The sequence below is a fragment of the Microbulbifer sp. ABF4_107 genome (assembly GCF_056312215.1).
The window spans coordinates 618,842-631,385 of sequence record NZ_CM149983.1; the positions used below are offsets into that span (position 1 = coordinate 618,842).

Consider the following 12,544-nt stretch of genomic DNA (forward strand, 5'->3'; position numbering starts at 1 on the left):
TCCATGCTGCTTTGGCTGGCTGAATATTTACAACAGTACTTCAAGGGCTTTGCAGTCTTTGACTACCTGACTGTGCGCGCGATTCTCAGTGCGCTCACCGCCCTGGGGATTTCCCTGCTGGTTGGCCCACGCATGATTACCTGGCTGAACCGGTTGCAGGTAGGGCAGGCAGTGCGGGATGACGGCCCGCAATCGCACCTGAGCAAATCGGGTACGCCCACCATGGGCGGCACCCTGATTCTTGCCGCGATTTTTTCCGGCGCATTGCTGTGGTCCGACCTCAGTAATCGCCTGGTGTGGGTAACCCTGCTGGTCACTTTTGTGTTCGGTGCAGTGGGTTTTGTCGACGACTACAAAAAAGTGGTGGAGAAAAACTCCAGAGGACTGATCGCACGCTGGAAATACTTCTGGCAGTCGATTGCGGGTTTAGGGGCGGCGATCTACCTGTATATGACCGCCACCTCGCCGGCGGAAACCCAGTTGTTTGTGCCGTTTTTCAAAGATGTGGCCATTAATCTCGGCCCAGTGACTTTTATCCTGCTGACTTATTTTGTGGTTGTGGGCTCCAGCAACGCGGTTAATCTGACCGATGGCCTGGATGGCCTGGCCATTATGCCGTCAGTGATGGTTGGCGGAGCGCTGGGTGTGATTGCGTATCTGGTTGGCCACGTGGAATTTGCCACCTACCTGCACATTCCGTCGATCTCCGGTGCCGGTGAGCTGGCGGTGTTCTGTGCCGCACTGGGCGGGGCTGGCCTCGGGTTCTTGTGGTTTAACACCTACCCGGCCCAGGTGTTTATGGGTGATGTGGGTGCCCTGGCCCTGGGCGCGGCCCTGGGCATTATTGCGGTGATCACCCGCCATGAAATTGTGCTGTTCATTATGGGCGGTGTGTTCGTAATGGAAACTGTATCGGTGATCCTGCAGGTGGCCTCGTTCAAGTTGACCGGAAAACGCATCTTCCGGATGGCGCCACTGCACCACCACTTTGAATTGAAAGGGTGGCCGGAGCCGCGGGTGATTGTGCGCTTCTGGATTATCACCGTGGTGCTGGTACTCGCGGGTCTGGCGACCCTCAAATTACGTTAATCCATAGAAAAAATCGACGCGGAAAGCATAAAAAACCAATGAGCCTAATCGCAACTTCAGAGAGAAAAGTGGTGATCGGACTGGGCGCTACCGGGCAATCGGTGGTGCGCTATCTGCTGCGCCAGGGTATTTCTCCTGTGGTTGTTGACAGCCGCGAGGCGCCGGCCCCACTGGCGCAATTCCGTGCAGATTACCCGGATGTGCCGGTGGAGTGTGGCCCGCTGAACAGCGAAACCCTGCTGGCCGCGAGCGAAATCATTGCAAGCCCAGGTATTGGTGTGGCCGAGCCGGCCATTGCGGCTGCGATAGGTGCCGGGATTCCGGTGATCGGCGATATCGAACTGTTCGCGCGGGAAATCAATCGCGCGGAAACAAAACCGAAAATCATCGCCATCACCGGTTCCAATGGCAAAAGCACCGTGACTACCCTGATGGGCAAGATGGTCGAGGCTGCGGGCCTGAGAGTGGAAGTGGGCGGAAATATCGGCGTGCCGGTACTGGATATGCTGGCGCAATGTGGGCCTGCACTGCCGGATGTATTTGTGCTTGAACTATCGAGTTTTCAGCTGGAAACCACGCATTCGCTCGCGCCCGATGTGGCCACCATTCTGAATATTAGTGCGGACCATATGGACCGCTACGCAAACCTGGCGGCTTATCACCAGGCCAAGCAGCGGGTGTACCGCCATGCGGAGCAGCTGGTTATCAATCGCGCGGACCCGCTTACTCGCGGCCCATTGGGTAAAGACCGGGTGGAGTGGAGTTTTGGCCTTGATCGTCCGGACCTGCGCCAGTTCGGCGTGGTCACCGACGACGCCGGGCAGTGGCTGGCGAAAGGCGCCGAAAAGCTGATGCGCACCGACGATATGGCCATGGTGGGCAGCCACAACGTGGCCAATGCACTGGCGGCGCTGGCGCTGGGCAATGCGGTGGGAATTTCCATGGAGCCAATGCTTCAGGCTCTGCGTACCTTTGCCGGCCTTACACATCGCTGTGAGCGGGTGGGCGATCAGGCTGGTGTCATTTATGTGAATGATTCCAAGGGCACCAATGTGGGTGCGACGCGGGCGGCACTGGATGGCCTGGCTGAAGGCGAACGCAAGATCGTTTTAATTGCGGGTGGTGATGGCAAGGGCGCCGATTTTTCGCCGCTTGCAGAGGCGGCTAATACCCTGCGTGGCCTTGTGACCATCGGTGTGGATGGCCCCAGAATCGCTTGTGTGTTCGACGGCAAAGTCCAGCAGGAAACCGCTGGAGATATGTTTGATGCGGTAAATAAGGCGAGCGCGCTGGCCAATCCCGGCGACTATGTACTGCTGTCTCCGGCCTGCGCCAGTTTTGATATGTACCGCAATTTTGAAGCGCGGGGTGAAGAATTCCGGCGCGTGGTGCTGGAGCGTTTGTCGGATGCTGGTTTGAAAAACAGTGTGAATGAAGGAGGCAGCCAGTGAGCAGGTTGCCCCTTGATGCCGCCAACCAGCAAGTGGACCCCTACGCGTGGGTATTGCCATTCTGCGTGGCGGCACTGGCGAGCATCGGTGTGGTGATGGTTGCATCGGCGTCGGTGGCCTACGCCGCAGATCTGTACAACGACGAGTGGCACTTTTTAAAGCGGCATCTGGTATTTCTTGCCGCAGGCATATTCGGAGCATTCGTGCTGAGTCGAATCTCCCTTAGCACCTGGTCGAACCTGTCGTGGACCCTGCTGATTTTCGCCTGCGCCATGCTGGTAGTGGTGTTGATCCCCGGAGTGGGGCGCGCGGTTAACGGCAGTATGCGCTGGATTGCACTGGGGCCGATCACCGTACAGCCGGCGGAGATTGCGAAATTTTGTTGCCTGGTCTTTTTCGCCAGCTTCCTGACTCGCCGTCAGGAAAAGCTCCGGCACTGGAGCAGCTTTATGGTGCCGATTTCGGTGCTGGGCATCGTAGCGATTCTGCTGTTGCTGGAGCCGGATTTTGGCTCTGTTGTAGTAATTGCCGGCACTGCACTGGCGATGGTGTTTCTCGCCGGTGCGCGTCTGCCCCATACCTTTATGCTGGTGGCACTGGCAGCCTGTGGTCTGGTGATGATGGCGATTTTCAGTCCATACCGGCTGCAGCGCCTCACCACGTTCTGGGACCCCTGGGCGGAGCAATACGCTGCCGGCTACCAGCTAACTCAGTCTCTGATTGCCTTCGGGCGTGGTGAATGGTTCGGCGTCGGTCTTGGCAACAGCGTACAGAAATTGTTTTACCTGCCGGAAGCGCACACGGATTTTGTGTTTGCAATTCTTGCCGAGGAGTGGGGTCTGATTGGTGGTCTGCTGGTGATTTGCCTTTACAGCGCACTGACCTGGTCGCTGTTGCGCCTGGTGCGGAAAGCGCTGCAGAAGCAGGCTTACTTCGCCGCGCTATTGACCTTTGGTATCGCGGTGCTTCTGGCCGGCCAGGCATTTGTGAATATGGGGGTGGCATCTGGCCTCTTGCCCACCAAGGGATTGACGCTGCCGTTTGTCAGCTCAGGTGGCTCCAGCCTTGTGGTGTGCTTTGGCCTGTTCGCTCTGGCCTGGCGCGCACAGAAAGAGTTGAGCAGCGATGAAGGTGAGGACGAAGGTCGCCTCGCCAAAATCAGCCAGCTACCGATTTTCAATCCGTTGCAGCTGGGCGACAGAAAAACCGGGGAGGCCGCGTAATGAGTGCGCACGAAGTAGACAAGCCTTTTACCGGCAAAAAAATTCTGATGATGGCCGGCGGTACCGGCGGTCATGTGTTTCCGGCGCTGGCGGTGGCCAACGCTTTGCGGGGACAGGGTGCTGCCATCGAGTGGTTGGGCACCATGCGCGGTATTGAATCGCAGTTGATTCCGGCTGCTGATATTCCGCTGCACTTTATTACCGTGGAAGGTATTCGCGGCAAAGGCAAGGCGGCACTGCTGAAGGCGCCACTGCAGATCAGTAAGGCCGTATGGCAAGCGCGCAACGTCGTGAAAGCGGTAGCCCCTGATGCGGTGCTGGGCTTTGGTGGTTTTGCTACTGGTCCCGGTGGCGTGGCAGCGCGACTCGCTGGCATACCGCTGATTATTCACGAGCAGAATGCGGTGGCGGGAACCACGAATCGGTTGTTGGCAAAAGTGGCCGCGCGGGTGTTGGAAGCATTCCCCAGCGGACTTCCAAACGCAGAAGAAGTGGGGAACCCGGTACGTGAGGAAATTTCCAGTTTGCCAGCACCGGCTGAACGGGTGGGAACAAAACAGCCTCTGCGCCTGTTGATTCTGGGTGGCAGCCTGGGTGCCGTAGCCATTAATGAGTTGGTTCCGCAGGCGCTGGCCAAAATAGACCGGGACAAGCGCCCGCAGGTTGTACACCAAGCAGGACAGCGCCATCTGGACGTAGCGAAGGAGGCTTACGAGCGTGTTGGTGTCACTGCGGAAGTGGTGCCATTTATCGCGGATATGGCCGCGGCCTACAGCCAGGCGGATCTGGTGATCTGCCGCTCCGGTGCGCTGACGGTCTCCGAAATTGCTGCCGCTGGCCTGGGCGCAATCATGGTGCCTTTCCCATTTGCTATTGACGACCACCAGACCAAAAACGGTGAGTGGTTGCAGCAGGCGGGTGCCGCACAGGTGATCCAGCAGGATGATCTGGATGCAGAACAGTTGGCGAGCTTGCTGGAAAGCCTGTTTGCCGATCCGAAAAAATTACTGGCCATGGCCGAGGCTGCGCGTCGCGCGGCCAAGCCCGACGCAACCGGTCGGGTGCTGGCGGTGTGCCGCGAAGAGTTGGGGTGCTGATATGTCCGACGAAACACCAGAGAGCGCCGAGTCAGGAAAAATTATGAGTGAAACCGGCGAGCGCCACTATCACGTTCCCGCCATGCGCCGTATTCGCCGCATCCATTTTATTGGTGTCGGCGGCGCGGGTATGAGCGGCATTGCGGAAGTGCTGCAGAACCAGGGCTACGAAGTGTCCGGTTCGGATCTGCGTGAAAGCAAGGTAACCGATCGGTTGCGCAACCTGGGTGTAAAAGTGCAGATTGGCCACACCGCTGAAAATGTCAGCGATGTGGATGTCGTGGTGAACTCCTCGGCCATCTACGGGGACAATCCCGAATTAACCGCCGCGCGGGAAAACAGGATTCCGGTGGTGCGCCGTGCGGAAATGCTGGGCGAGTTGATGCGCTATCGCTACGGCATCGCCGTAGCCGGTACGCACGGAAAGACCACGACTACCAGTCTGATCGCATCGATCTTTGCCGCGGACGGCAAGGATCCGACTTTTGTGATCGGCGGTCTGGTAAACAGTGCCGGGGCCAACGCGGCACTGGGAGAAAGCCGTTACCTGGTGGCGGAAGCGGACGAAAGTGATGCGTCCTTCCTGCACCTACAGCCGATGGTCACCGTGGTGACCAATATCGATGCAGATCATATGGAAACCTACGGTGGTGATTTCGAAAAGGTTAAACAGATCTTTATCGACTTTATCCACAACCTGCCGTTCTACGGTTTGGCGGTGATGTGTGGCGACGATGAAAACGTTCAGGAGATTATCCCCAAGCTGTCACGCCCGGTGGCTACATACGGGTTTGATGAGGGTAACGATTTCCTGATCAGCGATGTGCGTCAGGAGCCGCTGCGCAGCTTTTTCAATGTGCAGCGCCCGGATGGCAGTGTGATCGATGTCTGCGTCAATGTGCCGGGTATTCACAACGTACTGAATGCGACCGCGGCAATAGCGGTTGCTTCTGAAGAAGGGGTGAGCGATGACGCAATTCGTGAAGGTCTGAAGGGCTTTCAGGGGGTTGGTCGCCGCTTCCAGATTTACGGCGAGTACCCGGTCAGCGACGACAAGGACTCAGACAAGGTCATGCTGGTGGACGATTACGGCCACCACCCGCGGGAAGTGGATGCCACCATCAAGACCGTACGCGACGGCTGGCCCGAGCGCCGACTGGTCATGGTGTACCAGCCGCACCGCTATACGCGCACCCGGGATTTGTTTGAAGACTTCGTACAGGTGCTTTCTCAGGTCGACAAACTGGTTCTTCTGGATGTATATAGCGCGGGCGAAGCGGTAATCCCGGGCGCGGACAGTCGAACCCTGGCGCGCAGTATTCGCAACCGCGGCCAGGTAGATCCGATATTTGTGGAAAAAATCGACCAGGTACCACCGATGCTCGCGGATCTTCTGGAGCCCGGCGATATCGTGCTGACACAGGGCGCCGGTAACGTGGGCGGCCTGGCGCAGCAACTGGCGGAATGGCGCCTGGGCGACAAGTAGCGAGCAACAGTTAGCAACCGTGGCCAGAGAAAAAAAGTCGTCTCGAGAAAAAGCGGCGAAGACAAAAAAGGGGAAGAAGCCGGTGCGCGGCGCGCGCGCGCTACCAAACCCTGACCAGGATGCCGGGACGGGCCTGCTGCGAATTCTGGGTATGGTCGCCATGTTGCTTCTGGTGGCAAGCGGTCTCGGTTACAGCGCCCACTGGCTGTGGCAGCGGGCACCGGCGGTGGAATTGAGCCGCGTAGATGCACTGGAAAATGTGCGCGTGAGAGCGCCGTTTCGTGCGCTCAGCGAAAAGGCGGTAGAAGATATTTTGTTGCCGCACCTGCGCAGCGGTTTCTTCTCGATGGATATCGACGAGATTCGCGGTGCACTGCTGGCCGACCCCTGGATTGTGAATGCGTCGGTCAGCCGGCGCTGGCCCAACGGGGTGGATGTGGTGGTCGAAGAGGCGGAGCCCCTTGCCATCTGGGGGGAAGATCAACTGTTGATCGCCAGTGGCGCATTATTGCCACGACCAGAAAATTTAAAAGATCTGCGCTTGCCGGAACTGGCGGGCGATGCGGATCTGGTGGAACGAATAATGATGCAGTACCAGGCTCTGGCCGGACTGTTGACCACCAAAGATATGGAAGTGCGCCGCCTGTCCTTCGATGACCTGGCGGGCTGGCAGCTGGAGCTGGTGAGCGGTATTCGCCTGCAGCTCGGGCACGATGAACTGCTGGAGCGGGTTGATCGCTTCCTCAGTCTGACCCGCGGCGTACTGGCGCCGCATCTGCAAAAAATTGCGGGCGTGGATGCCCGTTATAACAACGCAGTTGCGGTGCAATGGAAACCAACGGAAAACAAACAAAACTGACAACAAAACAGGCAGATAAAAAGCGGGGCTCGGCCCTGATCCGACATGCTCTATGTGGATCGGCGCATCGTCCCGCGAGGTTGAAAATCCAATGACACAATCCTCTGAACCACGCATGATCGTCGGGCTGGATATCGGTACATCCAAGGTGGTGGCGATCGTCGGTGAAGTTTCCGGAGACGGCGAATTGAATATCGTCGGCATCGGCTCTCACCGCTCGACCGGTATGAAGCGTGGCGTGGTGGTGAATATTGAATCCACGGTGCAGTCCATTCAGCGCGCGGTGGAAGAAGCCGAGCTGATGGCTGGCTGTGAAATTCACTCGGTGTATGCGGGGATTGCCGGTAGTCATATTCGCAGTCTGAACAGCCACGGAATTGTGGCGATCAAAGATCGCGAAGTGACCCAGCAGGATCTGGATCGGGTAATCGATGCGGCACGTGCAGTAGCGATCCCTGCTGACCAGAAAATCCTGCACACCCTGCCGCAGGAATACCTGATCGATAACCAGGAAGGGGTGAAGGAACCGCTGGGGATGTCCGGCGTGCGTCTGGAGGCCAAGGTACACCTGGTGAGCGGTGCGGTGAACGCAGCGCAGAATATTGAAAAATGTATCCGTCGCTGTGGTCTTGAAGTGGAAGACATCATTCTTGAGCAGCTCGCTTCCAGCTACGCCGTGCTGACTGACGATGAAAAGGAGTTGGGCGTGTGTATGGTGGATATTGGTGGTGGCACCACCGATATCGCGGTATTTACCGGCGGCTCTATTCGCCATACCGGTGTTATCCCGATTGCTGGCGACCAGGTTACTAATGATATCGCCATGGCCCTGCGCACACCGACGCCGCACGCGGAAGAGCTGAAAATCAAATATGCCTGCGCGCTGGCGAAGCTGGCGCGGGAAGGGGAGACCATCAAAGTGCCGAGCGTGGGCGACCGCGCACCGCGGGACCTTTCACGTCAGGCGCTGGCCGAAGTGGTAGAGCCCCGTTACGACGAGTTGTTCACGCTGGTGCAGGCGGAATTGCGCCGCAGTGGCTTTGAGGATCTCTGTGCGGCAGGGATCGTGCTGACCGGCGGCTCGTCGAAAATGGAAGGTGCTGTCGAGCTGGCTGAAGAAATTTTCCATATGCCCGTGCGCCTGGCGGTGCCGCAGGGTATTGCTGGACTGACCGACATTGTCAGTAATCCCATCTATTCCACTGGGGTGGGTTTGCTGATGTACGCCATCAAGGCAGAGGAAAACAAGGGTAGCCAGCCCCGCGTCAAGCGAGAGGACAACCAGTGGTGGGACAAGGTCAAACACTGGTTCAGAGGCAACCTGTAGCAAGAGAGCCTTCAAGCCGAAAATAAATACCCGGACAGATTAATAAATTTGGACATGAGCAAAAAAGGGGAACAGCAATGTTCGAACTCGTAGATAGCGTACAGGATAAACCTGTCATTAAAGTGATTGGTGTGGGCGGCGGCGGCGGTAACGCCGTGAAGCACATGATTGCCAGCGAAGTGGACGGTGTGGATTTCATCTGCGCCAACACTGATGCCCAGGCGCTGAAAGATGTGGAAGCGCAAACCATTCTGCAGCTGGGTAACACCATTACCCGCGGACTGGGTGCCGGCGCCAATCCGGATGTGGGCCGTCAGTCCGCACTGGAAGATCGCGAGCGCATCGCCGAAGTACTGACCGGTGCCGACATGGTGTTTATCACCGCGGGCATGGGTGGCGGTACCGGTACCGGTGGTGCACCGATCGTGGCAGAAATCGCCAAGGATCTGGGTATCCTCACCGTAGCGGTGGTCACTCGTCCCTTCATGATTGAAGGTCGCAAGCGCACTACCGTGGCAGAAGAGGGCATCCTCGAACTGCGCGACAAGGTCGACTCCCTGATCACCATCCCTAATGATCGCCTGCTGGAAGTACTCGGCAACAAGATCACCATGAAGGCCGCGTATAAAGAGGCCGACAACGTACTGCTGGGTGCCGTTCAGGGGATTGCGGACCTGATGATCCGTCCGGGCATCATGAACGTGGACTTCGCCGATGTGCGCACCGTGATGTCTGAAATGGGTATGGCAATGATGGGCTCCGGCTCCGCCATTGGTGAGAACCGTGCTCGTGAAGCGGCGGAGAAAGCCGTACGCAGCCCGCTGCTGGATAACGTCAATCTGCAGGGCGCGCGCGGTATTCTGGTGAACATCATCACCGGTAGCGAGGAGGCTGGCTGTCAGGAGCTGACTCTGGGGGAATACTCCGAAGTCGGTCAGATTGTGCAGGAAATTGCCTCTGACGATGCCACCGTCGTGATCGGTACTGCGGTCGACGACAAATTGGGTGACGAGATGCGTGTAACTGTAGTTGCTGCCGGTCTCGGTGATGCAGGTGCTCAGGTGGCCCGTCCGACCAAGGTCGTGGATAACACTCGACGTGAGCAACCTCGAGAAGCGGCCCGTGCCGCTGCGCCGACGGAAGCGACCCGTGAGTCTCAGGAAGTTCGGTCTTCTGCCCGCGCCGATGTGAAGCGCGAGCGTGCTATGCCGCCGATCAACCCGGCAGACCAAGATATGGAATACCTGGATATCCCGGCGTTCCTGCGCCGCCAGGCAGACTGACGTCGCCCGGCTCTTCGGGACCCTTTTGTGCGGGCACCTTGTGCTTGTTGGGGGCTCGTCCGAGCAGCGGCGGCATCTGCTCATGTCTATGTCCGGTGAAATTCCGGGCATTCGCCCGCTCTGGCGAGGGCGGCGGAGTCTCACTGAGCGTGGGGCTTCGTCTCCCGGAGGGCTGAAAGCAATGCTTTTGGATGACATTCAGCAGGGAAGAAAGTGGCAGTACACCGCAGGAAGTCGGTGATATTCAGGGGGAATTCAGTAATTCGACGATAGAATCTGGTGACCGTCAGGTTTTCGGGCGTGCGTTAACACTTGTTAACCGCCGGCAGCCTGGTAAAGGCGTACAATTAACACCGTTAGTTTCTGGCCTGTGCGCTGGTTTGGCGCAGTAGTCTTCTCTCTGGACTATGCTTAGTGGAAGCAGGGTGGAAATGGTGTGCCGCACTAACAGAATTGCCCGGGAAGTGACTGAACGGGTTTCTGTAGTTTTGGCGTATATTTTCTGTTACTATCGCCGGCTCGCTGCGGTTCGTGCGCAGCTCACCGATTGGGAACCTAGATATAGATGATCAAACAGCGCACTCTCAAAAACGCTATTCGTGCCACTGGTGTTGGCCTGCATACCGGTAAAAAGGTCATTTTGACCCTGAAACCGGCGCCGGTGAACAGTGGTATCGTATTCCGTCGGGTCGATCTGGATCCGGTGGTTGAGATTGAAGCGCGTGCTGAAAACGTGGGTGACACACTGCTTTCCACCACTCTGGTGAAGGGTGACGTGCGCATTGCCACGGTAGAGCACCTGCTGTCCGCCATGGCTGGTCTGGGTATCGACAATGCGATTGTCGAGCTGTCCGCCCAGGAAGTGCCGATCATGGATGGTAGCGCGGGTCCTTTCGTATTTCTGATTCAGTCTGCAGGTATCCAGGAGCAGGCTGCTCCGAAGAAATTCCTGCGGATCAAGAAGCCGGTTACCGTGGAAGAGGGCGACAAGGTTGCCAGCTTTCTGCCGTTTAACGGCTTCAAGGTGTCCTTCACCATCGACTTCGATCACCCTGTGTTCGAGGGGCGCAACCTGAGCTCCTCTGTAGATTTCTCCAGCACCTCTTTCGTAAAAGAAGTGAGCCGTGCGCGCACCTTCGGTTTCATGCACGAGATCGAATATCTGCGCTCCAAAGGTCTGGTGCAGGGTGGTAGTGTGGATAACGCCATCGTTATCGACCAGTACCGTATCCTCAACGAGGGCGGCCTGCGTTACGAAGACGAATTCGTGAAACACAAAATCCTCGACGCCATTGGCGACCTGTACCTGCTGGGTACCAGCGTTATTGGTGAGTTCAAGGCCTTTAAATCCGGCCACGCACTGAACAACAAGTCTCTGCGCACCTTGATGGCGCAGGAAGATGCTTGGGAAATGGTGACGTTCGAGGACGAACAGGAAGCGCCTATCTCTTACGTCAAGCCAATCCTGGCGGTGTAAGAGGCGCTTCACGCAAAAGCCGGCACGAAAATTGCCGGCTTTTTTGTTTATGGCGGGCAACGATTTGTGCGCCAGTATTCTTATTTCGCCGCCAGTGCGTGTTACATTGGCTGGCAATCCGCCATGAGGATGGCGCCGGGGCAAGCAGGATGCGGCAGTCCCGGTCTCGACAGAGCCTCCCGCAGTGTGTGACCGGCAGCTTCCGGTCGTTTCCTGTGTGTTAACCAATGGGCTGTCGACGACCAAATTATTAAAACAACAATTTGTCGCAAACCTTGCACGTCAGAAATGCGCCTGAAATGAAAGTTATCCTCGTCAATGATCGCGGCGGTGTGTCCCGCACTTTCAACTTCGGTGGCCTGAGTAAAGCTCTGCTCGGCCTCTGCCTGTTGGGCCTGCCCGTTGGTGCGCTATTGATTGGCGCCAATCTCCCGGCCTCAGAATCCGACGTATTCGATTCCCGCGCGGTAAAGGCGTGGAATAAGGCTTTGCGCAAGCAGCAGGATCAGATTCAGGAGGCAGACCAGCAGGCGCGCGAGCAGCTGACTGCGCTGACGGTAAAGCTCGCCGAGATGCAGGCGCGCCTGACTCGCCTGGATGCGATGGGCGAACGCCTGACCACAATGGCGAAGCTCGACGAAGGCGAGTTCCAGTTTGGCAGTATGCCCGCCGTAGGCGGCCCGGAAGACCCGGGTATCAGCGGTGCCAGTGAACTCCCTTACCAACCCCCTGAATTCCTCGAAGTGATCGGCGATTTGTCCGATCAGATTGAAGACCGGCAGATGCAGCTGCAGACGCTGGACAACCTGATGGCTCGTCGTCAACTGCAAGACGAGCAGTTTATTGCCGGCCGCCCGATTACCCGCGGCTGGATGTCTTCCCGCTACGGCTATCGCACCGATCCCTTCAGCGGTCGCCGCTCCTGGCACAAAGGTGTGGATTTTGCCGGCAAGAACGGCTCCGACGTGGTGTCCGTGGCCGCGGGAGTGGTGACCTGGGCGGAAGACCGCTACGGCTATGGCCAGCTGGTGGAAATCAACCACGGCAATGGCTACAAGACCCGCTACGGCCACAACAGTGAGCTCAAGGTCAAGGTAGGCGACGTGGTCAAACGCGGCCAGGTGATTGCTCTGATGGGCTCCAGTGGCCGCTCCACCGGTCCGCACGTACATTTCGAAGTCTACAAAAACGACCGTCCGGTCGATCCCGCCAGCTATATCCGCCGCACCGGCAGATAACAACTATTCTCTAT

General features: G+C 57.7%; 10 protein-coding genes. All 10 read left to right on the forward strand.

From position 1 onward, the window contains the following. Nucleotides 1-3 precede the first annotated feature (3 nt). Nucleotides 4-1,089, forward strand: coding sequence for a phospho-N-acetylmuramoyl-pentapeptide-transferase (gene mraY / locus ACYX4K_RS02490; RefSeq protein WP_475093682.1), 1,086 nt, complete (start codon nt 4-6; stop codon nt 1,087-1,089). A 38-nt stretch (nt 1,090-1,127) separates the two neighbouring features. Continuing rightward, nucleotides 1,128-2,540, forward strand: coding sequence for a UDP-N-acetylmuramoyl-L-alanine--D-glutamate ligase (gene murD / locus ACYX4K_RS02495; protein ID WP_475093681.1), 1,413 nt, complete (start codon nt 1,128-1,130; stop codon nt 2,538-2,540). After that, nucleotides 2,537-3,763 (forward strand): putative lipid II flippase FtsW, encoded by a 1,227-nt coding sequence (gene ftsW, locus ACYX4K_RS02500; RefSeq protein WP_475093680.1) that lies wholly within the window; start codon nt 2,537-2,539, stop codon nt 3,761-3,763. Before murD ends, ftsW begins: the two co-directional genes overlap by 4 nt. Next, entirely contained in the window at nt 3,763-4,860 is a 1,098-nt protein-coding gene (gene murG, locus ACYX4K_RS02505; RefSeq protein WP_475093679.1) for an undecaprenyldiphospho-muramoylpentapeptide beta-N-acetylglucosaminyltransferase, read from the forward strand. The genes ftsW and murG overlap by 1 nt, the downstream gene beginning before the upstream one ends. 43 nt (nt 4,861-4,903) lie before the next feature. After that, nucleotides 4,904-6,346 carry a UDP-N-acetylmuramate--L-alanine ligase gene (murC, locus tag ACYX4K_RS02510; protein WP_475093959.1) on the forward strand — a complete coding sequence of 481 codons (1,443 nt, stop codon included), beginning with the start codon at nt 4,904-4,906 and terminating at the stop codon, nt 6,344-6,346. A gap of 82 nt (nt 6,347-6,428) precedes the next feature. After that, on the forward strand, nt 6,429-7,205 hold the full coding sequence (locus tag ACYX4K_RS02515; protein WP_476178758.1) for a cell division protein FtsQ/DivIB: 777 nt from the start codon (nt 6,429-6,431) through the stop codon (nt 7,203-7,205). Nucleotides 7,206-7,296: 91 nt separating this feature from the next. Then, nucleotides 7,297-8,532 (forward strand): cell division protein FtsA, encoded by a 1,236-nt coding sequence (ftsA, locus tag ACYX4K_RS02520; RefSeq protein WP_475093677.1) that lies wholly within the window; start codon nt 7,297-7,299, stop codon nt 8,530-8,532. Between the two features lie 77 nt (nt 8,533-8,609). After that, nucleotides 8,610-9,815 (forward strand): cell division protein FtsZ, encoded by a 1,206-nt coding sequence (gene ftsZ, locus ACYX4K_RS02525; RefSeq protein WP_475093676.1) that lies wholly within the window; start codon nt 8,610-8,612, stop codon nt 9,813-9,815. 565 nt (nt 9,816-10,380) lie between these two features. Continuing rightward, the gene (gene lpxC / locus ACYX4K_RS02530; RefSeq protein ID WP_043317379.1) at nt 10,381-11,292 is read left to right on the forward strand and encodes a UDP-3-O-acyl-N-acetylglucosamine deacetylase; all 912 of its coding nucleotides are present in this window, start codon (nt 10,381-10,383) and stop codon (nt 11,290-11,292) included. A 299-nt stretch (nt 11,293-11,591) separates the two neighbouring features. Further along, entirely contained in the window at nt 11,592-12,530 is a 939-nt protein-coding gene (locus tag ACYX4K_RS02535; protein WP_475093675.1) for a M23 family metallopeptidase, read from the forward strand. Nucleotides 12,531-12,544: the final 14 nt, after the last annotated feature.